The organism is Mycobacterium sp. Panama NTM2 (assembly GCF_054355555.1).
On sequence record NZ_CM135953.1, the window covers coordinates 4,312,980 to 4,336,902 of the forward strand.

The window sequence follows — 23,923 nt, forward strand, 5'->3', positions numbered from 1 at the left end:
CCGACGTGGCCGAACCCCTGCTGGTGGTCGGCCTGGGCAACCCGGGTCCGCAGTACGCCCTGACCCGGCACAACCTCGGTTTCCTCGTCCTGGACATTCTCGCCGACCGCATCGGCGAGACGTTCAAGGTGCACAAGAAATCCGGGGCCGACGTGGCCACCGGGCGGCTTGCCGGCCGCCCGGTGGTGCTGGCCAAGCCGCGGGTCTACATGAACGAATCCGGGCGCCAGGTCGGCCCGCTGGCCAAGTTCTACTCGGTGCCCGCACGCGATGTCATCATCGTGCACGACGAGCTCGACATCGACTTCGGCCGAATCCGGCTCAAGTACGGTGGCGGCGTGGCAGGTCACAACGGCCTGCGGTCGGTCGGTGCGGCGTTGAGCACCAACGACTTCCACCGGGTGCGGGTCGGCATCGGCAAGCCGCCGGGCCGGCAGTCCGGGGCGTCGTTCGTCTTGGAACCGTTCGCTGCCCGCGAGCGGCCCGAGGTGGGGGTGATCTGCGAGCAGGCCGCCGATGCAGTCGAACTGCTGATCGCGCAGGGCCTCGAACCGGCGCAGAACGTCGTACACGCCTGGGCTTAATCGCCGCGCACGCTCCGGATTCCCTGGATGCCACTGCCGACGTGCTTCACCGGCTTGTGCGGAAACCGCTTGAGCGCATGGTCCTCGGCCGCCGAACCCGGCAAGACGTAGAGCGTTTCCTGCTTGTCCTGCAACGGTTTCAGCACCAGGTCCATGAACGCCCTGCGGTCGTCGAGGTAGGGCTCGATGACCTCCTCGCCCGCCGGGCACACCGCCAGGCAGTAGGCAGCCTTGTAGTTCGCCTTGAACGAGAGACTCTGCCACATCGAGGCATTCTCGGAATCGGTGACGCGGGAACGGAAGTCGCCGCCGTCCGCGCTGTCGGCGACGGTCTCCACCCAGTCGGTGAAGCCGCCCATGAATTCGCGGTAGTTGTGCACCGAGCAGGCGAAGAAGTCGAACCCGCCGTCTTTCTTGATCGCCCCGACCGGGCAGGCCGCCACACACAGCTTGCACTCGAGGCACGGCGAATAGTCCAGCGGCGCATCGTAGGCGGAGATGTCGCCGGCAACCAGGATGGTGCCGAGCAGAATGAAGTTGCCGAAGCGGGGATGGATCACGTTGCGATGGATGCCCATCACCCCCATGCCGGCGGCGACCGCAACTGGCTTGTGCGCCACCACCCAGATGCGCCCCGGATAGCGGTCCATCTCCATCGGGAAGGTCGCCGACGGGTTGACCACCCGATGGCCGGCATCCTGCAGCGCGCGGGTGATGCGATGGGCGGCCTCGTTCATGATCTCGCCGCTGCGGTGGAATTCCTGGTTGGCGACGCTGCGGGCGGTCGAGCGGACGTTGTCGCGGTTCATCTTCACCACCAGCGACACATAGCTGACGGCCCCCGGCAGCGCCGCCTCGACGTACTCGACCTCGCTCGCCAGCGCCGGGTTGTCGACACGGGCGAAGCCCACGTCGTCGACACCGGCTTCCCGGCAGACCGCGCGCAACCACTCGGCGTCGATGACGCCGGGAGGCTGTGACGAACGCTGTTGCACCGCGCGCACGGTCGGGTGTGCGGCGAGCCGGGCCGGCAACTTCTGCACCATGCTGGGTATCGTACCCAATACCCAGCGGTGGTGGGGTCAGTCCGTGGTGCGGCGCCGGTAGGCAGCCAGGGCGAACGGCGCGAAGACCGCGGTCAGCGCCAGCGACCAGAGGATCGTCGCGAGCACCGGATGATGCAGCGGCAGTTGGGCATCCGGAGCGGCCGGTCCGCCGTTGCCCCACAGTTCGCGCATGGCCTGTGCCAGTGACGACACGGGATTCCACTCGGCGATGACACGCAACCAGTGCGGCATCGGCTCGGTCGGGACGAAGGTGTTGGCCAGGAACGTCACGGGGAACAGCACGGTGAACATCACGCCGTTGACCGCCTCGACCGTGCGCATCAGCGACCCGACCAGGATGCCGAACCAGATCATGCCGAAGCCGAAGACCAGGATCAGCGCGAAAGCCAACACCGCCTCGGCGATGCTGCCGCGGATGCGCCAACCGATGGCCAGGCCCGTCAGCGCCATCACCACCACACCGAGCGACGAGTGCATCAGGCTCGCGATGCTGCGCCCGATAAGTACCGAGGACCGCGAGATGGGCAGCGAGCGGAAGCGGTCGATGATGCCCTTCTCGACGTCGGCCGTGATGCCCGACGCGACGACGAACGCCGAGAACACGATGGTCTGGGCTTGAATCCCGGGCAGCAGGAACTCCCGGTACGAGGCGCCGCCGGTGTTGGTGATCGACGCCCCGAACACGAACGCGAACAACAGGACGAACATGATGGGCTGCGCGGTGACGTCGGTCAACATCTCGGGCATCCGCTTGGTGTGGATCATGTTGCGCTTCACCATGATCCATGACTGTTGCACGATGTTGGTGGGGAGCGTCGCCACCGCGGCGGCGATGGTCTTCGGGCGGTGCGTGTCCAACGCGGTCATGCGCCGACCTCCTCGGTGTCGTCGGTACGGTGGCCGGTCAGGCTGAGGAACACGTCGTCCAGGCTCGGCCGCGACAAGCCGATGTCGTCGACGGCGATGCCGCTGTCCCGCAGCCATCCGGCGACGGCGATCATGTCGTCCAGCCCGTCCGCCGAGGCCGTCAACCGGCGAGCGCCCGCGTCGACGTGGACCTCGGCGCCTGTCCGCTGCAACAGTTCCTGCGCGGCAGGTAAGTCCCCGGCATCCCCGACGGTGATGACCAGGCTGGCACGACCCGCCTGCTGCTTGAGCTTCAACGGGGAGCCCTCGGCGATGATGCGGCCGCGGTCGATCACCACGATGTTGTCGGCCAGTTGGTCGGCCTCTTCCAGATACTGCGTGGTCAGCAGCAGCGTGGTGCCGCCGGCGACCAACTCCCGCAGCACGTCCCACAATTCGCTGCGGCTGCGGGGGTCCAGTCCGGTGGTCGGCTCGTCGAGGAACAGCACGGGCGGCGAGGCGAGCAGGCTGACCGCCAGGTCGAGGCGACGGCGCATCCCGCCCGAGTAGGACTTGACCACCCGGTCGCCGGCGTCATCGAGCGAAAACTGCTGCAGCAGTTGGTCGCCGAGCTTCTCGAGGGCCTTGCGACGAATGCCGTAGAGGCCGCCGATCATCCGGATGTTCTCCCGACCGGTCAGCAACTCGTCGACGGTGGCCACCTGTCCGGTGAGGCCCATGTGGCGGCGCACCTGATCAGGGTGAGTGCGGACGTCGAACCCCGCGACGCGCGCCGTGCCGCTGGTGGGCTCGGTCAGCGTCGTCATCATCCGCACCGTGGTGGTCTTGCCCGCGCCGTTGGGGCCGAGCAGACCGAGGACCGTTCCCGGAGGAACGGTGAAGCTGACACCTCCGACAGCGGTGTTCTCGCCGAAGCGCTTCACCAGCTCGACGGCTTCGATGGCCGAATCCATTCCCCGACGGTATCCGCGGGGGCCGACATCCGGCGAATGCTTTTGTCGCGCGCTGTCGCTCTAGGTGACCAGCGAGACCGAGGTCGAGCGGCGCAGCTTGCCCGACGACGTCTTCGGGATGCTGCCGGGGCCCAGCACCACGACGTTGCGCGGCCGCATCTCGACCTCGGCGACGACCTCGTGCGCGACCTGATGCTCGATGCGGCGCACCTCGGCCGGGTCCTGCCAGGCGTTGGACTCCACAGCGACGGCGAACGTCTCGCGCGAGTGCCCGGCGTCCAGTCGCACGGCCACCGCGCAGCCCGGCCGCACCCCCTCGACACGGCCGGCCGCCCGCTCGATGTCGGTCGGATAGATGTTGCGCCCGGCCATGATGATGACGTCCTTCACGCGGCCGCACACCACGACGTGGCCGTCCTCGGTGAGGTAGCCGAGGTCACCGGTGTCGTACCAGCCGTGCTCGTCCTGGGCCGGGATGAATCCACCCATCGTCATGTAGCCGGGCGTCACGCACTCGCCGCGCAGCTCGATCACACCGACCCCGCGCGGCGGCATCACGTTGCCGTGGTCGTCGATGACACGGGCTTCCAGATCGGTCAGCAGCGGGCCGAGGTCGGCGAGCCGCTTGGTGTTGCCCTTGGTCGCCGGGACGGCGCGGCGCAACGCGGCCAGCAGGTCGGCGTCGACCTCGTCGACCACCAGACCCGCGTTGCACGGGGAGAACGACACGGCAAGACAGGTCTCGGCCATGCCGTAGGCGGGCAGGATTGCCGATGCCTTCAGCCCGAACGGCTTGCCGGCGTCGATGAGGTCTTCCACGTCCCCCGGCTCGACGGGTTCTGCGCCCGAGAGCGCGAAGCGCAGCGTCGACAGGTCGAAGTCGCCTTCCTTGGCCTGGCGGCGCAGGCGCTTGGCCAGCAGCGCGTAGGCGAAGTTGGGCGCCGCGGTCATCGTGCCCTTGTACTTGTCGATGAGCTTGGCCCACAGCAGCGTGTCCCGCAGGAAGTCCAGCGGGGTGACCTTGACCAGCTCGGCGCCGAAGTACATCGGGATGGTCAGGAAGCCGACCATGCCCATGTCGTGGAAGCAGGGCAGCCAGCTGACCATGACGTCCTTGTCGACGTCGTACTGCGCGCCGATGAACATCGCCTCGGCGTTGGAGTGGATGTTGCGGTGGGTGATCTGCACGGCCTTCGGGGAGCCTGTCGACCCCGACGTCAGCTGCATCAGCGCCAGCTCGTCCTCGCCCACCTCGATGGGGTCGATCGGGTCGGCGGCGAGCAGATCGGTGACGGTCAGGACCGTGATGCCCTTTTCCTCCAGCACCGGGATCGCCACGAGGAACGGCTCGGACACGATCACGGCCTTCGCCTCGATCATGCTGATCACGTTCATGGTGTCTTCGGACCACATCACCAGATCGGTGCGGGGCGTGGGCTGGTGCAGCATCGTGAGGCTGGCACCGCGCATCCACAGACCCTGAGCGGTCGGGGCGATCTCCACCGGGAGCCCCGCAAGGACGCCCACCGCGTCGCCGAGCCCCACGCCTGCCTCGGCGAGGCCACCGGCGATGCGCCGGGCACGCTCGTGCACCTCACCCCAGGTGTGCCGGACGGGCTCATGCGGCTCGCCGGTCACCATGCCCCGGGTGCTCGTGCGGGCGTTGCGGTACATCTTCTCGGTGAATCTGCTCACGACGACCTCCTCGCCGACATCTGCTGGTGTGCACATGCCCGTTTGCCATGTTCCGCCTGTTGAACGGCCTTTTCATGGAGGCGCGCACACATTAAGGCAGCGGTTCTGTCTCGAAACGGTGATGGTCCGTTCCGGCGATGCGCACGGCGGCCGGAGCCTTTGGCGCGACCACAGCAGCACCCTCCGTCGACGAGGACGGGGGAACCTGACGCGTCCACTGCTTGACCGCTAGCTCTCACCGTGTGTCATCTTAGAAGACTCTTAAGTAACTGCCAAACGAGTGCGGACTTTGAGGGATTCGTCACACGTCGCCGACGGTCACGCCGACGGTGTCGCGCTGGGCACCACCCGGGCGCCGTGCACCGGGCCACTGGCCACCCGCACCGTCCGGCACACCCCGGCGCCCGCCAATTCGGTGCCCACGTCCACCGCCGACCCCGCCGACGCGCAGAGGAATGCGCACGTGGGCCCGGAGCCGGACACCACCCCGGCCAGCGCGCCCGCCTCGACGCCGGCGCGCAGGGTACGTCGCAGCCCCGGATCGAGGGTCAGCGCCGCCGGCTGCAGATCGTTGCCCAACAGCGGGGCCAGCGCAGCCGGGTCACCTGTGGCCAGGGCGGCCAGCACCGGCTCGGCGGATTCCAGCCGCGGGGGCAGGCTGTGGTCCTGCAGATCACGCAACCGGTCGACCTCGCCGAACACCCGGGCGGTCGACAGCCCCCCGTCTGAGAACGCGAGTACCCAGTGAAAGGTGTTGCGGGTCAACACCGTTGCCAGCTCTTCGCCACGACCGGTGCCCAGTGCCGTGCCGCCGTGCAACGCGAACGGCACGTCGGAGCCGAGTCGGGCGGCCAGTGCGTGCAGATCCCGGCGGGGCACGCCCAGCTCCCACAGCTCGTTCATCGCGACCAGAACGGCGGCGGCGTCGGCGCTGCCGCCGGCCATCCCGCCGGCGACCGGAATCGTCTTCTCGATCGCGATCGCGACGTCGGGCGCACGTCCGACGTGCTCGGCCATCAGCTCGGCCGCCTGCCACGCGAGGTTACGTTCGTCGGTCGGCAGCGAGTCCGCGCCTTCCCCGCTGATCTCGAGACTCAGCACATCGGCGGTCGTGACCGTGACCTCGTCGAGCAGCGAGACGGCATGGAACACCGTGGACAACTCGTGGTAGCCGTCGGGGCGGCGGTCGCCGACCTCCAGATACAGATTGACCTTGCCGGGCACCCGGACCGTGACCGAACCGGTGGGAACCCACTCGGGGGCGGTATTACCGTCGCGCGCGGACACCGAACGACCCTAACGCCGCGATGAAGCCAGGATGAACCCCACTCGGGGAATGTGCCGTCGCCCAGCCAAGGCTTCGCCGGCTTCCGCCACGCCCCTCCCGGCGCACACGCTCAGACCGACGACGGCCCAGGACCTACGGAGAGGTGACCTGAGCGTCGAGTCCGTCGGAGGTGGACTCGACGGCCGCAGCCGGGGCCGCCTTCGGGACGATGTGCCAATCCGCGTTGCGCTGCAGCAGCCGCACGAAGTCCGCGATGGCCAGCGTCTCGCCGCGACGCGACGGGTCGATGCTCGCGGCCAACAGTCGGCTCGCCGACTCGTTGCCCGACCCCGCCCACTCGGCGAACGCGTTGCGTGCGGTCTTGCGGCGTTGCGCGAACGCGACGTCGACGAGCTCGAACACCTGCTGGCGGAACTCGGCGTCGGTGGGCCACGGAGACGTCTCGTAGCGGTCGATCCGGACCAGCCCGGAGTACACGCGCGGGATGGGCCAGAACACCGTCGGCGAGACCATGCCGTAGCGCCGCACGTTGCCGAAGAACCGCACCTTCGCGCTGGGCACGCCGTAGTCCTTGCCACCCGGCTCGGCGGCGAGGCGCTCGGCGACCTCGGCCTGGACCATCACCATCACGGTGCGGATGGACGGGAACTCGGCGAGCAGGTGCAACAGTGCAGGTACAGCAACGTTGTAAGGCAGATTCGCGACCAGCGCGGTGGGCTCGTCGTCGAGATCCTCGCGGCGGAACGTCAGGATGTCGCGGTTGAGCACACGCAGCCGGTTGATCTCGCTGTGCGAGTGGTCGGCGATCGTCGTGGGCAGCTGTTCGGCCAGCACGGGATCGATCTCCACGGCCGTCACCCGGGAGCCACGATCGAGAAGGGCCAGGGTCAGCGACCCGAGTCCGGGGCCGACCTCCAGGACGTGATCGTTGCGGTTCACCCCCGACGCGGAGACGATGCGCCGCACCGTGTTGGCATCGTGGACGAAGTTCTGACCGAACGATTTCCGGGGTCGGAAATCAATCGACTTTGCCAAGTGACGAATCTCAGTTCGCCCGAGCAGCCGAATTGTCATGACGCACCGATCCTTCCACTACAGACCGGCCACGCACCCCAACCCTGGCGCGCCCTGGTCACTTCAGCAATTGCGATCTGCTCTTCTCTCGTTGCCAGATCTGCACGCTGAGCATACCTCAGACCACCGTTTCGCTCCCAGGTGTTTTGGTCAAATTGGACGCCACCAAAAAATCCGTTGCCCGTGTTGATCGCCCAATTACCTCCCGCTTCGCAGCGAGCGAGGGCATCCCACTGACCCGGGTTGGACACCGGCGGCACCTCGGTGCCCGGCTTGGCACCGATGCGCAGAACCCCGTCACGGGCGGGAACCACGATGACATTGGCTACTGGCATTCTGCCTGTTTCGGCGCCATTGACGCGGGCAACCGCGAATGTGACGTCCTGAGTCCCGGGCATGCCGGGATCCTCGACGACCTGGCGGCTCATGTTGAGCGTGACGTCGGGGATCTGCTGGTTGTTCGGGGCGAGCGGGAGCCGCTCGGTGACCTTCTCGATGCGCACGCGGGTGACCGTGATCCGCATGCCATCGACGATGGCAGCCGAAGGTGCTGGATTCACGATGTCACTTTGCTGAAGCGGCGCCCCGGCGGCGTCGAGCAGCGCTGCGACATTCGGCGCCGCGAGTCGCACGGTCCGCACCGCGCCGCCGTCGTCGAGCTGAACTGTTTTGGGGCTCACCACCGGTAGGGCCATCCCGCCGAGCGGCACGCGGCTGCCGCGCGACGCGGCCAGCGGCGCCTTGTCGGTCATCCGCAGCTGCGCGAGTGCCTCCTGCACGGTCGACGCCGTTGTCCACACCTGCTCGGTGCCGCCGCCGTCGGTGGAGATCTCGAGGGGACGACTGCGCCGCAACACGATCGTGTCGGACTGGTGCACAGGCGTATCGGCGGCCGGGAACAGGTCGTCGCGCTCGCCGACATCGAAGCCGTTTTCCTTCACGACATCGATGACTCGGCTCTTCATCGTCGGCACCGTCATCGACGCACCATCGACGGTGAGCGTCACCGTCTTGTGCATCGCGACCGCCGCGCCGCCCGCGAAGACGAGCGCCAGCAAAGTCGCCAGGACCAAGGCCCGCAGAATGGGCGAACGCGTTCGATGAAGTCTGGTGATGGCATTCACGATGTCGTCGACCCCAACTTCTTGGACGCGCGCAGCTTCTGTACGCGCGTGCAGTATCACAAGACGGTAACGAAAAGGCCTACGTGCGGCAACTCTGCAGGCCGTAGACACGCTCCGCCGCCACCGAACTCTGTTCGGCGATCACTTCCGGCGCCCGGCCGACGAGTTCGGCCAGCGCACGAACAGTGTAAGGGAGGCAGTAGGGCTCATTCGGTGCGCCGCGGAACGGATGAGGGGTCAGAAACGGGGCGTCGGTTTCGACGAGCAACTGGTCCGGCGGGATCAGCGGCGCGGCTTCCCGCAGCGCACGGGCGTTTTTGAAGCTCACGGTGCCGGACAGGCTCAGCAGCCACCCCTCGTCGACGCAGCTGCGCGCCATCTCCGCATCGGAGGAAAAACAGTGGAAGATCACACTCTCGGGGGCGCCTTCTGCGCGCAGGACGTCGAGTACCTCGGCGTCGGCGTCGCGATTGTGGATCATCAACGGCTTGCCCGTGCGCTTGGCGAGGTCGATGTGCCAGGCGAACGCCTCCCGCTGAACCGCCGGCTCGGCACATCCCTCCAGGCGCCCGGGCCAGTAGAGGTCGAGGCCGGTCTCCCCGATCGCCACGACCCGGGGATGCACCGCGAGGGTCTCGATCGTCGCGCGCGCATCCTCGGTCAACGCACCGGCACGGGTGGGGTGCAGCGCGACCGCGGCGTAGACCCGGGAATCCCATTCCGCGGCGGCGACGGCCCACTGCGCCGAGTCCAGGTCGTCGGCGATCGTGACGACGGCGCCCACCCCGGCACGTGCGGCCCGGTCGAGGATGACCCGCACGTCCTCGGCGGTGCGCGCACCGCAGGCATCGAGATGAGTGTGTGCGTCGATCAGCGGGGCCAGCGGCTCGGGAAGCGGCGGCGGCTCACGCCGCTGTCGGGAGGAGGAGCTCACCGTCCACACCTTAGGGTGAAGCACAAATGAGCGAGCCTTACTACATCACGACGGCGATCGCCTATCCCAACGGCGACCCCCACGTCGGACACGCCTACGAGTACATCGCCACCGATGCCATCGCCCGCTTCAAGCGGCTCGACGGCTTCGACGTCAGGTTTCTCACCGGCACGGACGTGCACGGGCTGAAGATGGCCGAGACCGCGGCCAAGCTCGGTGTCCCGACCGCGGAACTGGCGCGCGCGAATTCCGACGTGTTCGAGAACCTGCAACGCAAGCTCAACGTCTCGTTCGACCGCTTCATTCGCACCAGCGACGACGACCACTACGAGGCGTCGAAGGCGATCTGGCGCCGCATGGTCGATGCGGGCGACGTCTATCTGGACAAGTATTCGGGCTGGTACTCGGTGCGCGACGAGCGCTTCTTCGCCGAGAACGAGACCGAGGTCGGCGAGGACGGGGTCCGGACGGCCATCGAGACCGGCACACCCGTGACCTGGACCGAGGAGGAGACCTACTTCTTCCGGCTCTCCGCCTACGCGGAGCGGCTGCTCGCCCTCTACGCCGAGCACCCGGAGTTCATCGAGCCGGACGTGCGCCGCAACGAGATCGTCAGCTTCGTCTCGGGCGGGCTGCGTGATCTCTCGATCTCCCGCACGACGTTCGACTGGGGCGTTCCGGTACCCGACCACCCGGACCACGTCATGTACGTGTGGGTGGACGCGCTGACCAACTATCTGACGGGCGTCGGCTTCCCGGACACCGAGTCCGCGGCGTTCCGGCAGTACTGGCCGGCCGACCTGCACATGATCGGCAAGGACATCATCCGGTTCCACACCGTCTACTGGCCGGCGTTCCTGATGTCGGCGGGCATCGAGCTGCCGAAGAAGGTCTTCGCGCACGGCTTCCTGTTCAACCGCGGCGAGAAGATGAGCAAGTCGATCGGCAACACCGTCGACCCGGCCAACCTGGTCGACACGTTCGGGCTCGACCAGCTGCGCTACTTCCTGCTGCGCGAGGTGCCCTTCGGTCAGGACGGCAGCTACAGCGAGGACGGCATCATCGCGCGGATCAACGCCGACCTGGCCAACGAGTACGGCAACCTGGCGCAGCGCTCGTTGTCGATGGTCGCCAAGAATCTCGACGGCATCGTGCCCGAACCCGGCGACTTCACCCCTGAGGATCTCGAGCTGCTGGCCGCGGCCGACGAGCTGTTGGAGCGGGTGCGCGCGCACTACGCGGCGACGGCCATGCATCTGGCACTGGAGGCGATCTGGACGGTGCTCGGCGCGGCGAATCGCTACTTCTCGGCACAGGAGCCGTGGGTGCTGCGCAAGACCGACCCGCAGCGCTTCGCCACGGTGCTCTACACCACGCTCGAGGTGGTCCGGATCGCGACGCTGCTCAGCCAGCCGGTGATGCCGGAATCGACGTCCCGCCTGCTCGACCTTCTCGGCCAGCCTGCCGATCAGCGCTCTTTCGCCGCCGTGCCGGTTCGGCTTGCTCCCGGTGCCGCACTGCCGGCGCCGAGCGGGGTCTTCCCGCGATACCAAGCCGACCCCCAGGGATAGGCGCAGGTGTGATACGCATCACGTCGTGTCACACCGAGGCGGTCACCGGTGTCTCGAGGTCACAAGCACCTCGGATGAAGGAGACACCATGACCGAATCCCAGCCCCGCGTCGTTGTCATCGGCGGCGGCTACGCCGGCGTGATGGCCGCCAACCGGTTGATGTCACGTGACGATCTGACCGTGACGTTGGTGAACCCGCGACCGCAGTTCGTGGAGCGCATCCGACTGCACCAAATGGTCGTCGGGAACCACGATGCGGCCACGTCGTACGACCGCGTGCTCAACGGCGGGGTGCGCGTCCTCGTCGACAGCGTCGCACACATCGATGCCGCCGCCCGCCGCCTCGCACTGTCCTCCGGGGCGGAGCTGGCGTACGACTACCTCGTCTACGCCGCGGGCAGTACCGGTGCGGCCCCGGCGTCGGTGCCGGGTGCGGCCGAGTTCGCCTACCCGATCAGCGAGTGGGAGCACGCCGAGGCACTGCGCGAACGGCTGGCCGACGTACCGCTGCCCGCGCCGATCGTCGTGGTCGGGGCGGGCCTGACCGGCATCGAGACGGCCGCCGAACTCGCCGATGCCGGCCGCCCCGTCACGCTGGTGAGCACCGAGATCGGGCCGTCGCTGAGTCGGCCCGGCCGCCGCTCGGTGACCAAGCGTCTGCGCCGACTGGGGGTGACGATGCTGGATGGCGCCGGGGCGTCGGTCACCGCGGTCGGGCCCGATCACCTCGTGCTGGCCGATGGCCGCCGGCTCGGCAGCGCCGCGACGGTGTGGAGCGCCGGCTTCGGCGTTCCCGCGCTGGCCGCGACGAGCGGCCTGACCACCGACGGGATGGGGCGGCTCATCACCGACGAGACGTACACCAGCCTGGACGACGAGCGCATCGTCGGCGCGGGCGACGCCGTGGCGCCGTCGCGGCGGCCGTACCGGATGAGCTGCCAGGCGAGCCTGCCGATGGGGGTGCTGGCCGCCGACACCGTGCTGGCACGGCTGGCGGGCGACGAGCCATCGCAACGGTCGGTGCCGATGACCGCGCAGTGCATCAGCCTCGGGCGGCGCGCGGGCACCCTGCAGCTGCAACGCAAGGACGACACCCCGGTCCCCGTGTTCATCGGCGGGCGTGCCGGCGCGGTCATCAAGGAACAGGTGTGCCGGTGGACGGTGACGTGGATGGCCGGTGAAGCCGCCACGCCGGGGTCCTACCGGTCATTGAAGGGGCCCGAACGCACCGCTCCCGCGCCCGAGACGGTGGCGAACCGGTGAGCGAACACGCCGAGCGGTTCACCGCGCTGCGGCCGCTGCTGTTCACGATCGCCTACGAAATCTTGGGCAGCGCAACGGAATCCGACGATGTTCTGCAGGAGAGCTATCTGCGGTGGGCGCAGGTCGAGCTGAGCGGGGTGGCCGACACCAAGGCCTACCTCGCCCGGCTCGTCACCCGCCAGGCACTCAACGCCCTGCGCGCCCAGTCCCGGCGGAAGGAGACCTACGTCGGGCCGTGGCTCCCCGAACCGCTGCTCACCGACGCCGATCCGTCGGCGGATGTGGTGCTCGCCGAGTCGGTCTCGATGGCGATGCTCGTGGTGCTGGAGACGCTGAGCCCGGACGAGCGCGCGGTGTTCGTGCTGCGCGAGGTGTTCGGCTTCGACCACGACGAGATCGCTTCGACGCTCGGCAAGTCGACGGTCGCTGTGCGGCAGATGGCCCACCGAGCACGGCAACACGTGCAGTCCCGGCGCAAACGCTTCGAGCCCGTCGACCCGCAGTTCTCGGCGGAACTCACCACGCGGTTCTTCACCGCGGCGGCGACCGGGGACCTCGACGGGCTGATGGCCATGCTCACCCCGGACGTCGTGTGGACCGCCGACAGCGACGGCAAGGTGAGCGCTGCGCGCCGGCCCGTCGCCGGAGCCGAACGCGTCGCCCGCCTGGTGATGGGCCTGGTTCGGCTGGGCGGGCCCGAGGGCCGCGTCGAGCCGGCCGTGTACAACAACACGCCGGCACTGGTGCTCTACACCGGCGACCGGCTCGAGGGCGTGGTGCTGATCGAGGTCAGCGACGGCAAGATCGCGAACTTCTATGCGATGCGCAACCCCGAGAAGCTCGCCACGGTGATGGTGCCGCGGCGCATCGGCCGATAATGACCCGGTGCGCATCGACCGGCTCGGCACCCTGGGCGCTGCCCCGTCGGTCCTGCGCGCGCTCGCGACCGCAGCCGCCCAGCGAGGCCTACCGCCGCCGGCCGCCCTGATCGGTGACTGGTTCGGCTCACGCGCGGTGATCGCGCCGAGCGTGGCGGTGTCCCCCGTGCCGACCGGCTCAGCGTTCGACGTTCCCGTCGGGGTGCGCGACGACGGCCCCGTGGGCGGCGGATGGTTCGGCCACCTGTCCTACCCCGACCCGGGTGCCGACGGGCGTGGACCGCGGGTGCCCGAGGCCGCCGGCGGCTGGTCGGACACCGTGCTGCGGTGCGCCGCCGACGGCACGTGGTGGCACGAAAGCCTCAGCGGCGCACCGATAGCCGACTGGGTCGGTGAGGCACTACAGGCGCCTGCGGCACCGAAGCCGGCCTCCGTCACATGGCGTGGCGCGGATCGCGAGGCCCACCAGCGCGGCGTGCACGCATGCCTGGCGGCGATCGGCGCGGGCGAGGTGTACCAGGCGTGCGTGTGCACACAGTTCCGCGGCACCCTGCACGGCGAGCCGGTCGACTTCTTCGCCGACGCGGTGGCGCGCACCGCTCCCGCGCGGGCCGCATTCCTGGCGGGCGCCTGGGGTGCGGTCGCATCGCTGTCTCCGGAGCTGTTCCTGCGCCGATGCGGCGAGGCCGTCACCTCGAGCCCGATCAAGGGCACGCTGCCCCGGCACGCCGACCCGGCCGAGCTGCGCGCGTCGGTCAAAGACGTCGCGGAGAACATCATGATCGTCGACCTGGTCCGCAACGATCTGGGCCGGGTCGCCCGCACCGGGACCGTCGTGGTGCCCGAGCTCCTGGCCGTCCGCCCGGCGCCGGGGGTCTGGCATCTGGTGTCGACGGTGTCGGCTCGGGTTCCCGTCGACGTGCCGATGGCGGCGATCCTCGCGGCGACCTTCCCGCCGGCCTCGGTCACCGGGACGCCGAAGACGCGGGCGCGGGAGCTGCTCCGCCAGTGGGAACCGCGGCGTCGCGGAATCTACTGCGGCAATGTCGGTTTGGCGTCGCCTGTGGCTGGATGCGAGCTGAACGTCGCGATCCGCACGGTGGAGTTCACCGCCGAGGGCGATGCCGTACTCGGCGTCGGCGGCGGTATCACCGCGGACTCCGATCCGTTGCGCGAATGGCAGGAGTGCCTCCACAAGGCGGCGCCGATCGTCGGCGATCAGGCCCGGGAGCGCAGTACCGCGTCGTAGAGCTCCCGGCGAGAGGGAGCGCCGGGGTGTGCCGCGACCACCTGCGCGCAGGCGTCCTTGACCCGCAGCCCGTCGTCGTCGACCAGCCGGTTCACTTCCTCGACCAGCACATCGGGGTCGGCCGTCGGAGTGGCTCCCGCGAGCACCACGGTGATCTCACCGAGCACCGGATAGGCGGCCCAGGCGGCGAGCTCGCCGAGCGTCCCGCGCACGATCTCCTCGTGGGTCTTGGTCAGCTCACGGCACACCACGGCGCGCCGGTCCGGACCGAGCACCTCGACCGCGTCGGCCAGGCACTCCGCCAGCCTGCGCGGGGATTCGAAGAACACACAGGTACGCAGTTCACTCGCAAGGCCGTGCAACCATGTGGCGCGGGCTGCCTTCTTGCGTGGGGCGAAACCCTCGAAGCAGAACCGCTCCGACGGCAGCCCGGCGACGGCCAGCGCGGTCGTCACCGCCGACGGTCCCGGTAGGCAGTGCACCGGCAGGCCGGCCTCCACACAGGCGGCCACCGTCCGATAGCCGGGATCGCTGATGAGGGGCATGCCCGCATCGCTGACCAGCAGCACCGTGGCGCCACCGCGGATGTCGTCCAGGAGCGCGGGAACCCGCGACGCCTCGTTCTGGTCGTAGAGGCTGACGATGCGCCCGGCCGGACGGACCTCGAGCGCGGTCGCGAGCGTGCGGACCCGCCGCGTGTCCTCGGCGGCGATCACATCTGCGCTGGCCAGCGCCCGGATCAGCCGGTGGGAGGCATCCGACGGCTGGCCCAGCGGCGTGGCGCCGATGAGCAGTCGTCCGGCAGTCATGCTCCACAGCCTACGATCGCAGGCGTGACCGCCCCGCCCGACGAGCTCGTTGTCGCGCGTCGCGCAGTGCCGGTCATCTCCCCCGGGCCGCTGGTACCGGTGGCCGACTTCGGACCGCTGGACCGCTTCCGCGGCTGGGCGATGACGCTCGTCATCACCGCGCTGGCCGCGGTGACACGCTTCCTCAATCTCGGCTCGCCCACCGACGCCGGCACGCCGATCTTCGACGAAAAGCACTACGCGCCCCAGGCCTGGCAGATGCTGCACAACCACGGTGTGGAAGACAATCCGGGCTACGGCCTGGTGGTACATCCGCCGGTGGGCAAGCAGATGATCGCGCTGGGCGAGGCGCTGTTCGGCTACACCGGCGTGGGGTGGCGGTTCACCGGAGCGATGTGCGGCGTGGTGATGGTGCTGCTGGTGGTGCGCATCGCCCGGCGGATCAGTCGCTCCACCCTCGTCGGGGGCATCGCCGGGCTCCTGCTGATCGCCGACGGCGTGTCCTTCGTGACCGCCCGGACCGCGCTGCTGGACATCTTCCTGGTGTTCTTCGTCGTCGCCGCATTCGGCTGCCTGATCGTCGACCGGGACCAGGTCCGCGAACGCATGCACGTCGCGCTGATGGCCGGCCGGGTCGCCGAGACCCGCTGGGGCCCTCGCCTTGGTGTGCGATGGTGGCGCTTCGGCGCCGGCGTGCTGCTCGGGCTGGCCTGCGCCACCAAGTGGTCGGGGCTCTACTTCGTACTGTTCTTCGGGGTGATGAGCGTGGCGTTCGACGTGGCGGCGCGCAAGCAGTACCGCGTGCCGCGGCCGTGGCTCGGAGCGCTGCGCCGCGACGTCGGACCGTCGCTGTACGCGCTGGTGGCCATCCCGTTCAGCGTGTACCTGGCGTCGTACGCGATGTGGTTCGCGTCCGAGACCGGGGTGAACCGCTATGAGGTCGGGCGCTCCATCGGGCCGGACAGCGTGGTGCCGCTGCCGGATGCGATCCGCTCACTGTGGCACTACACGTATGCGGCGTTCCGTTTCCATTCCGGGCTGACCAACGCCGACGGCAACCACCATCCGTGGGAGTCCAAGCCGTGGACGTGGCCGATGTCCCTGCGCCCGGTGCTCTACGCGATCGACAACCAGGACATCCCCGGCTGCGGCGCCCAGTCGTGCGTCAAGGCCGTGATGCTGGTCGGCACGCCGGCGATGTGGTTCCTCGCCGTCCCTGTTCTGGTGTGGGCGCTGTGGCGCGCGTTCGTGAAGCGCGACTGGCGGTACGCGGTGCTGCTGGTCGGCTACGGCGCGGGCTTCCTGCCGTGGTTCGCCGACATCGACCGGCAGATGTACTTCTTCTACGCCGCGACGATGGCGCCGTTCCTGGTCATGATGATCGCGATGATCGCGGGCGACATCCTGCACGCGCCGCGGCAGAGCTCCGAACGGCGGACGCTCGGATTACTCGTCGTGAGCCTCTATGTGGCGCTGGTGATCACGAACTTCGCGTGGCTGTACCCGGTGCTGACGGGCCTGCCGATCTCACAGGGGACGTGGAACATGCAGATCTGGCTGCCGTCCTGGCGCTAGCCCCTTCTGCCGCGATAGAGGTGCGGCTCAGAGCGGGTCGCGGGCGGCCGGGCACGACATGCAGCGCGGCCCGCCGCGGCCGGTGCCGAGTTCCGACGCCGCGATAGCGAGCACCTCGATACCCGAATCACGCAGCCGCGCATTGGTTTCGGTGTTGCGCTCGTAGGCGACCACCACACCCGGCGCCAGTGCGAGCGTGTTGTTGCCGTCGTCCCACTGCTCCCGCTCGGCGGTCACCGGATCGAGGCCGGTGTCGATGACGCGCAGCTTGCCGATGCCCATCGCGTCCGCCGCCACGTCCACGAAGGGAGCGGCGCGGTCGATGCGCACGCCGTCGGCGGACCGTCGGATCGGGAACGCGGTCAACGAGTCGACGATGTTGGGGTACATCACCACCGCATCGGTGTCGACCATCGTGCACACGGTGTCCAGGTGCATCTGCGCCCGCTCCTGCGCGATCGGCACCGCCAACACGGTGTGCGCCAACCCGTCGTCGAACAGGCTGCGCGCCAACGCTTCCGCGCCGGCCGGCGTGGTGCGCTCCCCCACCCCGACCGCGACGACGCCGGGGCCGAGCAACAACACGTCGCCGCCCTCGACAGGAGCCGAGCGGGATTCGTAGGCGCGACGCACCCCGAGGAACCGCGGGTGGTGGGCGTAGATCAGATCGGTCAGCGACGTCTCCCGCACCCGCGCGTGCATGGACAGCGACGTGATGGCCACCCGCGGCCCGATCCAGAAGGACGAGTCCCGGGTGAACAACAGATTGGGCAGGGGGTCGATGACGAAATCTCCGCCGTGATGCATGCGCCGAACCAGGGACAGCTCGTTCTCCCCGAATGGCAGCTCGTCGAACGTCATACCCGCCATCAGCACGTGGGCCAGTGCGCCGGCGTCGAGGGTGCGCAGATACATCGAGAGTTCTTGCGCCAACGGCACTCCCAGCCGTCGCGCGTCGACGGCCGCGGAGATCCCGTGCATCCGTGCGGCACCGCTGTGGGCGAGCGCCTCGCTGAGCAGATCCCCCAGCAGCAGCACCTCGACGCCGCGGGATGCCAGCAGTGCGGCGAATGCGTCGTGTTCTTCCTGGGCCCTGCCCACCCAGGGCAACCCGTCGAACAGCAGTGTGTCGTTGTTGCGCGGCGTCAACCGTTTCAGCTCGGCGCCGGGCCGGTGCAGGATCACCGTCCGCAACGTGCCGACCTCCGAGTTACACCCGAGCTCTGTCACAAGTAGCACCGTAGCGGGAAAGCGACCTCAACTAGGGTTTACCTATGACCAGGGCGCAAGAGCTCACACCGGGCGAGATGGCGGTGCGCAGCGGCGTGGCGGTGTCGGCGTTGCATTTCTACGAACGCGAGGGCCTGATCTCGTGTCGCCGCACGAGTGGCAATCAGCGCCGCTACCCCCGCGAGACCCTGCGCCGGGTCGCGTTCATCCGGATGTCGCAGCGGCTCGGCATCCCGCTGGCGCGCATCCGCGAGGCGCTGGCGACCCTGCCTACCGACCGGACCCCGACGAGCAAGGACTGGGCCCGCCTCTCCGCGGGGTGGCGCGACGACCTCGACGAGCGCATCACCCACCTCGAGCGGCTCCGCGACAACCTCGCCGGGTGCATCGGCTGTGGGTGCCTGTCGCTGAAGACGTGCACGCTCGCCAACCCCGACGACGTACTCGCCGCCCACGGCCCGGGCGCAGCGCGCCTCTAAGCGAGATCGAACGCCTGTGCGATAAAGTGGTGGCCATGGAGCAGGCGGTGCAGAGCTCTTTGTTCGACGAGGCTGATCGGCGGGAGCTGGGCGACGGAGCGTGGCTGGAGGTGCGCTCCGGCTGGCTCGCCCAGGACGGCGTCTGCGACGACGCGCTCTTCGGCGAACTCCGCGACGTGATCCCGTGGCGGTCCGAGCGCCGGCAGATGTACGACCGCGTGCTCGACGTGCCGCGGTTGGTCAGTTTCCATCACCTGCTGGACGAGCCGGCGCCCCATCCGCGCCTCAAGCAACTGCGGCGGCGGCTCAACGACGCCTACGCCGGCGAGCTGGGCGAGCCGTTCGTCACCGCAGGCCTGTGCCTCTACCGCGACGGCAACGACAGCGTCGCCTGGCACGGTGACAACATCGGCCGCAGCCGTACCGACGACACCATGGTCGCCATCGTCGGCCTGGGCGCGACGCGCGTGTTCGCGTTACGTCCCCGCGGTGGCGGGCCGTCCCTGCGCATCCGGCACGGCCACGGCGACCTGCTGGTGATGGGTGGTTCCTGTCAACGCACCTGGGAACATGCGATTCCCAAGACGGCGCGACCGACCGGTCCCCGGATCAGCATCCAGTTCCGGCCGCACGACGTCCGCTAGCCGCTAACCCTTGACGAGCTCGACGGCCTTGGTGACGAGGTCGCGGGCGCGTCCGGTGTCGATGCGGGCGACGGGCCGATCGGCCACGACGAGCGGATTGGCGGTGACGATCACGATGAACGTGCCGAAGTGCGCGACGTAGTTGTAGAGCTCGCCGGTGCGGGGCCCCTCGGCGGTGACCGTCTGCAGCACACGGTGAGTACCGACCGTCTGCACGCCGTCGACGTCCGGCGCGTCGACCACCTCGACCAGCCCGCGGATGCCGGGCCCCGCGAGAGAGACCTTGCGGCACTGGTCGGTGGGCGCCGGGACGGGCACCGGTTCGGACGTCTCGACGGCGATCACGACGTAGCGGACGCCCTCACCCTCGGCGGTCAGCGCGGCCATGTTGCCCTTGACGTCGGCCGGGACGTTCTGCTGTTGGGCCACCTTCCCACACTCCGCGGGAGCGAAAGTCAGTCCGGCAGGCAACTTCTGGCCGGCGAGCAGCCGCGGATCGATAGCTGCCGGGCCGGCGTCGGAAACGGTGAACGGCGCCGGGAACTCACTTCGCAGGTCCTTGACGCGGGTGATGTCGGCTCGGGAGTCGTCGTCGGAGCTCTGACCACCGCACGATGCCAGAAGTCCCGCGCACAGCAGCAGCGTCACCGACTTCTTGTACGACATCGCCGCCAATGTACCCGCGGCGCCCGCCCGCCCTGTGCTCAGCCGCGCAGCGCCGACACGGTTTCGCGGAGCAGCCGGGCGGCGAAGTCCGGACCCAGCGGGGTCTGCGGGGACCCAGGATCGGTGACCAGCGAGACCAGACACACGTAGCGGTCCAGCGATGCGATGAATGTCTGTGCGTGCAGCCGAGTTTCGGTGCCGCCTTCGACGACGGTGACCGCATCGGTCCGCATGCCGACGACGTCGGCGCCGGCGATGGTGGGAGCGGGCACGCCGACGACGGTGGCGGTGGTCGGACCGGCCGACACGGTCCACCTGCCGCAATCCCGTGGCAGGGCGTGTCCATCGCCCGGCACGGCGGCGATCACCGCGTACGCGATTCCACCGGGCCCGGACCCCGACCAGCCCCGGGAGGTCGACGGGTCAGCAGCCGGGGCGGCCAGGACGGCGCACTGCGGTGGCTCGGTCACGGCGGGAACCCGCATGCCCCACAACGCCACCGGCGCCGGCGGGCCCTGATAGGTGGTGATCTCGTAGCCAGCGGGCAGCGCTGAACGGCTGCGCTCGACGCGCGCCGGGTTGATCGGTGCCGCGGGCTTGGCCGGAGACGGTGTGACCGCGACCGGCGCTGGGCCGGAACCGCACGCCGCCAGCCCCGCCGCCATCGCCACAGCAAGCATGCCGGAGGCCAACCGCACGCTCTGTTGGTACCACGCCGCCGGACCTGCAACGGCGATCGACACCAGGTCGGGCGTCGATCGACTCGATCGCCGGTCGAGTTGGTTATGCTCGCGCTGGCCATCGGCGGACAGGAGACGACATGACCACCTCTACGCGGGCCGGGCTCATCGCGCTGGCCGTCCTCACGCTCGGCGGCGGGTTGTCGGCCTGCTCCAACGACACGTCGGGCACCCCGTCCAGCGCGTCGTCGTCGGCCACATCCTCGGTGTCGTCGACGGCGCAGGCCGCTCCTCCCAGTTCGTCGGCTGCGCCCGCGCCGATCGTCACGCTCGCCGACTACATCCGGGACAACAACATCGTCGAGACACCGGTCGCGCCGGGAGATCCCGGCTCACCGACGATCGAGCTGCCCACGCTCGAGGGCTGGGAGGACATGGGCGGCAACGCTCCCGAGGGTTCGTATTCGGCCTCCGTCTTCACCGGCGACCCGGCCGCCGCCGCGGACCCGGCGACCGTCATCACCAAGGTGGTGAAGCTGACCGGCAACGTGGACCCCGCCAAGGTGCTCGAGGTGGCGCCGGGTGAACTCCGTGCCCTGCCGGGTTTCGACGGCCCTGAATCGGGTGTGCCGAACAAGTTGAGCGGCTTCGATGCAACGGTCATCGGCGGCACCTACACCAAGGACGGGGCGCCCCGCATGGTTGCTCAGAAGACGGTGGTCATTCCCGGCCAGGAGGGTCTGTACGTGCTGCAGATCAACGCCGAAGGCACACCGGAGCAGGCGAACGCGCTGATGGACGCGACGGCGGCGATCGACGACCAGGCGACGATCACGCCCTAGCGGTCACGCCCGGGAGATCGCCGATGCCTCGGCGATCTGCTCCGGCGTCGGGCGCACCCCGGTGTAGCGCTCGAATTGTTCGGCGGCCTGCAGGGCGATCACCTGCGCTCCGGTGATCACGGCTGTCCCGGCGCGGCGCGCGGCCGCGATGAGTGGTGTCTCCGACGGCAGCGCGACCACATCGAACACCGTGTGCGCGTGGCGGATCGATTGCTCGTCGAAAGACAGGTCGTGTACCTCGGCGCCTCCCGCCATGCCGATCGGCGTGACGTTGACGACGATGTCGGCGGTGGGCGTCGCACCGGTGTCGGGTTCGTACAAGTAGCCCAGTCGCTCGGCCAGCGACCGGCCGGCCTGTGTGTTGCGGGCGAGGATCGTGCCGGCGCGGAAGCCGCGGTCGGCGAACGCCGCGCCGACCGCGCTGGCCATCCCTCCGCTGCCCCGGATCAGCACCGATTGCTGCGGGTTCAGGCCGTGGTCGTCGATGAGCTGTTGCACGGCAAGGTAATCGGTGTTGGACGCGGTCAGCCTGCCGTCATCGTTGACGATCGTGTTGACCGACTGCAGCGTCTGCGCCGAGGGCTCCACCTCATCGACGAGCTCGAGCACGTCAGCCTTGAACGGCATCGACACCGAGCATCCGCGAATGCCGAGCGCGCGAACGCCACCGATCGCGGCGACGATGTCGGTGGTGGTGAAGGCCTTGTAGATGAAGTCCAGCCCGAGCACGTCGTAGAGATGGTTGTGGAAGCGGGTGCCGATGTTGCTGGGACGCCCGGCCAGCGAGATACACACGCGGGTGTCCTTGTTCAGCACAGGTTTACGGTCGCCCGGTCTCATCCGACGGCCCTGATCACCTGGCGCGCGACGTCGCGGATCTGCTGCACGAGCTCGGCGTCGAACGGGAGGTCCGAGGGTTTCGGTACGTCGATCTCGGTGACCACGACACCCAGGTCATCACGGTGCCAGACAGCGCCGGATCGGTCGAGGATCGCCCGCATGGGCATGTTGTCGGAGAGCACACGCGCGGTGAATCGACGCACCCCGTCATCGTGCGCCGCCACCGAGATGGCGCGCATCAGAAACGTTCCGATTCCTCGGCCCTGGTAAGCGTCCCCGACGATGAAGGCGATCTCCGCCTCTTCGGGATGACGTTCGTCGCGCACGAACCGGGCGTCGGCCACCACGGGACCGTCGACGCCTTCGGTCAACACGAACACGAAGTGGTCGAGGTAGTCCACCTCGAACAGGTAGGTCATCAGTGATTTCGTGGGCGATCGGACGGACTGGAAGCGGCGGTACAGCGTCTCGCTGGAGAATTCGACGGGCCCCTGGGCCACGCGAGCGCTGTCGCCCGGCAGCACGGGGCGCAGATAGAGCACGCTGCCGTCGCGCATCATCACCGGGATCGGGGTGATGAACGCAGCCAGGCGCTGACGCGCCGTGCGCACCAGCTTGTCCATCATGCCGGGGATCTCGAGCATCGTGGCGAACGCTTCGCGGCCGCCCACCCAACCGGTCAGGGACTCGGTGGCGATCACGGTCGCGGTGCGCGGAGCGTCGCGCAGCAGCGCGATCTCGCCGACGATCAATCCGGGGCTCAGGTCGACCACGGTGTCGTGGCCATCCGCCCCGGCGTGGCTGACCTCCGCATGACCCGACCCGATCAGCAGGAAGCTCACCGCGAGTTCACCCTGCTGCATCAGCACCTGCCCGGGGATGGCCGCCAGCGGCCGCAACTGCTGGGCCAACGGCACCAACGTCGGCACCGCGACACCGGCGAACACGTCGAGGGCGGCGAGGTCGTCAGCTTCCACGGCGCTCACCCCGGACATTCTTCGAGGCTACGGGCGCCCGTCGACACCCGGCAAGGAACGACCACATGCGACCGGTGTGACGCCCCGCATATTGCTAGGGCACTAACTATTAGCGCACCATGGTTTCGTGACCGCCGCCGCTGACCTCGACCCGCTCGCTCTCGAGCAGCAGGTGTGCTTCGCGCTGGCGGTCACCAACCGCGCGGTACTCGCCGTCTACCGTCCCCTGCTGGAGCCGCTCGGCCTGACCCACCCGCAGTATCTGGTGATGCTCGCGCTCTGGGACCATCGCAAGGTGACCGCGGACGGTCACGCACCGCTGTCGGTCAAGCAGATCGCCACCACGCTGCAATTGGATTCGGCCACCCTGTCGCCGATGCTCAAGCGTCTCGAGGCACTGGGACTGATCACCCGTACCCGCAGCGCCACCGACGAGCGGGCCACCGACGTCGAGCTGACCTCAGAAGGTATCGCCCTGCGCGAACGGGCACTGGCCATACCGACCACGGTGGTGTCCCGGCTGGGTGTCGACCTGGCCGAACTCGAATCCCTGCGCGCCGTCCTGACCCGCGTCAACACCGCCGCCCTGGCCGCCGGCGCCCTACACGCCTGAACCCCACCACGAGGAGCCGA

General features: G+C 69.0%; 24 protein-coding genes. 10 read left to right on the top strand and 14 right to left on the bottom strand.

Features of this window, described 5'->3' with window-relative positions; all coding sequences use genetic code 11:
• Positions 1-5: 5 nt before the first annotated feature.
• Positions 6-584, top strand: a complete 579-nt coding sequence (gene pth / locus ACXYX3_RS20605) for an aminoacyl-tRNA hydrolase (protein ID WP_241207285.1) — start codon at positions 6-8, stop codon at positions 582-584.
• Here pth and ACXYX3_RS20610 read toward each other — a convergent pair.
• From ACXYX3_RS20610 to ACXYX3_RS20645, 8 genes are all read right to left on the bottom strand, one after another.
• Positions 581-1,630, bottom strand: coding sequence for an epoxyqueuosine reductase (locus ACXYX3_RS20610; RefSeq protein ID WP_458608822.1), 1,050 nt, complete (start codon positions 1,628-1,630; stop codon positions 581-583). The two genes, pth and ACXYX3_RS20610, sit on opposite strands and share 4 nt — an antisense overlap.
• Positions 1,631-1,666: 36 nt before the next feature.
• Entirely contained in the window at positions 1,667-2,518 is an 852-nt protein-coding gene (locus ACXYX3_RS20615) for an ABC transporter permease (protein ID WP_458608823.1), read from the bottom strand.
• Positions 2,515-3,471: an ATP-binding cassette domain-containing protein gene (locus ACXYX3_RS20620; RefSeq protein WP_458608825.1), complete on the bottom strand. Its 957-nt coding sequence runs from the start codon at positions 3,469-3,471 to the stop codon at positions 2,515-2,517. The genes ACXYX3_RS20615 and ACXYX3_RS20620 overlap by 4 nt, the downstream gene beginning before the upstream one ends.
• Before the next feature lie 60 nt (positions 3,472-3,531).
• Positions 3,532-5,166 (bottom strand): fatty acyl-AMP ligase, encoded by a 1,635-nt coding sequence (locus ACXYX3_RS20625; protein WP_241207289.1) that lies wholly within the window; start codon positions 5,164-5,166, stop codon positions 3,532-3,534.
• A gap of 318 nt (positions 5,167-5,484) precedes the next feature.
• Positions 5,485-6,453, bottom strand: coding sequence for a 4-(cytidine 5'-diphospho)-2-C-methyl-D-erythritol kinase (locus ACXYX3_RS20630; RefSeq protein WP_458608826.1), 969 nt, complete (start codon positions 6,451-6,453; stop codon positions 5,485-5,487).
• A 133-nt stretch (positions 6,454-6,586) separates the two neighbouring features.
• The gene (gene rsmA / locus ACXYX3_RS20635; RefSeq protein ID WP_241207291.1) at positions 6,587-7,528 is read right to left on the bottom strand and encodes a 16S rRNA (adenine(1518)-N(6)/adenine(1519)-N(6))-dimethyltransferase RsmA; all 942 of its coding nucleotides are present in this window, start codon (positions 7,526-7,528) and stop codon (positions 6,587-6,589) included.
• Positions 7,525-8,652: a transglycosylase family protein gene (locus ACXYX3_RS20640; RefSeq protein WP_241207292.1), complete on the bottom strand. Its 1,128-nt coding sequence runs from the start codon at positions 8,650-8,652 to the stop codon at positions 7,525-7,527. Before ACXYX3_RS20640 ends, rsmA begins: the two co-directional genes overlap by 4 nt.
• 79 nt (positions 8,653-8,731) lie before the next feature.
• Positions 8,732-9,595, bottom strand: a complete 864-nt coding sequence (locus ACXYX3_RS20645; protein WP_458608827.1) for a TatD family hydrolase — start codon at positions 9,593-9,595, stop codon at positions 8,732-8,734.
• Positions 9,596-9,612: 17 nt separating this feature from the next.
• Between ACXYX3_RS20645 and metG the strand changes: the two genes are divergently transcribed.
• The 4 genes from metG to ACXYX3_RS20665 all read left to right on the top strand — a co-directional run bounded on the left by metG (position 9,613) and on the right by ACXYX3_RS20665 (position 14,548).
• On the top strand, positions 9,613-11,157 hold the full coding sequence (metG, locus tag ACXYX3_RS20650; protein WP_458608828.1) for a methionine--tRNA ligase: 1,545 nt from the start codon (positions 9,613-9,615) through the stop codon (positions 11,155-11,157).
• An 88-nt stretch (positions 11,158-11,245) separates the two neighbouring features.
• Complete coding sequence (locus ACXYX3_RS20655; protein ID WP_458608829.1) at positions 11,246-12,421, top strand: NAD(P)/FAD-dependent oxidoreductase; 1,176 nt, start codon at positions 11,246-11,248, stop codon at positions 12,419-12,421.
• Positions 12,418-13,299 carry an RNA polymerase sigma-70 factor gene (locus ACXYX3_RS20660; RefSeq protein ID WP_458608830.1) on the top strand — a complete coding sequence of 294 codons (882 nt, stop codon included), beginning with the start codon at positions 12,418-12,420 and terminating at the stop codon, positions 13,297-13,299. Before ACXYX3_RS20655 ends, ACXYX3_RS20660 begins: the two co-directional genes overlap by 4 nt.
• A 7-nt stretch (positions 13,300-13,306) precedes the next feature.
• Positions 13,307-14,548, top strand: a complete 1,242-nt coding sequence (locus tag ACXYX3_RS20665) for an aminodeoxychorismate synthase component I (protein WP_458608831.1) — start codon at positions 13,307-13,309, stop codon at positions 14,546-14,548.
• Here ACXYX3_RS20665 and rsmI read toward each other — a convergent pair.
• Positions 14,518-15,357, bottom strand: coding sequence for a 16S rRNA (cytidine(1402)-2'-O)-methyltransferase (gene rsmI / locus ACXYX3_RS20670; protein ID WP_458608832.1), 840 nt, complete (start codon positions 15,355-15,357; stop codon positions 14,518-14,520). The two genes, ACXYX3_RS20665 and rsmI, sit on opposite strands and share 31 nt — an antisense overlap.
• Before the next feature lie 66 nt (positions 15,358-15,423).
• Between rsmI and ACXYX3_RS20675 the strand changes: the two genes are divergently transcribed.
• Positions 15,424-16,932 (top strand): dolichyl-phosphate-mannose--protein mannosyltransferase, encoded by a 1,509-nt coding sequence (locus ACXYX3_RS20675; RefSeq protein ID WP_241207305.1) that lies wholly within the window; start codon positions 15,424-15,426, stop codon positions 16,930-16,932.
• Between the two features lie 27 nt (positions 16,933-16,959).
• Here the strand turns inward: ACXYX3_RS20675 and arcA are convergent, their stop codons facing one another.
• Complete coding sequence (gene arcA / locus ACXYX3_RS20680) at positions 16,960-18,162, bottom strand: arginine deiminase (RefSeq protein ID WP_374238424.1); 1,203 nt, start codon at positions 18,160-18,162, stop codon at positions 16,960-16,962.
• A gap of 44 nt (positions 18,163-18,206) precedes the next feature.
• Between arcA and soxR the strand changes: the two genes are divergently transcribed.
• Both soxR and ACXYX3_RS20690 read left to right on the top strand, forming a co-directional pair.
• On the top strand, positions 18,207-18,641 hold the full coding sequence (gene soxR, locus ACXYX3_RS20685) for a redox-sensitive transcriptional activator SoxR (protein WP_458608833.1): 435 nt from the start codon (positions 18,207-18,209) through the stop codon (positions 18,639-18,641).
• Positions 18,642-18,676: 35 nt separating this feature from the next.
• Positions 18,677-19,285, top strand: a complete 609-nt coding sequence (locus ACXYX3_RS20690) for an alpha-ketoglutarate-dependent dioxygenase AlkB (protein WP_241207300.1) — start codon at positions 18,677-18,679, stop codon at positions 19,283-19,285.
• 3 nt (positions 19,286-19,288) lie between these two features.
• Here the strand turns inward: ACXYX3_RS20690 and ACXYX3_RS20695 are convergent, their stop codons facing one another.
• A complete protein-coding gene (locus tag ACXYX3_RS20695; RefSeq protein WP_458608835.1) occupies positions 19,289-19,951 on the bottom strand; it encodes a DUF5642 family protein in 663 nt (220 codons plus the stop codon).
• A gap of 38 nt (positions 19,952-19,989) precedes the next feature.
• Entirely contained in the window at positions 19,990-20,694 is a 705-nt protein-coding gene (locus ACXYX3_RS20700; protein WP_458608836.1) for a DUF5642 family protein, read from the bottom strand.
• Between the two features lie 77 nt (positions 20,695-20,771).
• Between ACXYX3_RS20700 and lpqN the strand changes: the two genes are divergently transcribed.
• Entirely contained in the window at positions 20,772-21,473 is a 702-nt protein-coding gene (lpqN, locus tag ACXYX3_RS20705) for an envelope biogenesis lipoprotein LpqN (RefSeq protein ID WP_241203217.1), read from the top strand.
• A gap of 3 nt (positions 21,474-21,476) precedes the next feature.
• On the opposite strand, the gene ACXYX3_RS20710 is transcribed toward lpqN, so the two are convergent.
• Together ACXYX3_RS20710 and ACXYX3_RS20715 are read right to left on the bottom strand one after the other, a co-directional pair.
• A complete protein-coding gene (locus ACXYX3_RS20710) occupies positions 21,477-22,313 on the bottom strand; it encodes a shikimate 5-dehydrogenase (protein ID WP_458608837.1) in 837 nt (278 codons plus the stop codon).
• A complete protein-coding gene (locus ACXYX3_RS20715; RefSeq protein WP_458608838.1) occupies positions 22,310-23,308 on the bottom strand; it encodes a GNAT family N-acetyltransferase in 999 nt (332 codons plus the stop codon). The genes ACXYX3_RS20710 and ACXYX3_RS20715 overlap by 4 nt, the downstream gene beginning before the upstream one ends.
• A 109-nt stretch (positions 23,309-23,417) precedes the next feature.
• Between ACXYX3_RS20715 and ACXYX3_RS20720 the strand changes: the two genes are divergently transcribed.
• Positions 23,418-23,903 (top strand): MarR family winged helix-turn-helix transcriptional regulator, encoded by a 486-nt coding sequence (locus ACXYX3_RS20720; RefSeq protein WP_458608839.1) that lies wholly within the window; start codon positions 23,418-23,420, stop codon positions 23,901-23,903.
• Positions 23,904-23,923 lie beyond the last annotated feature (20 nt).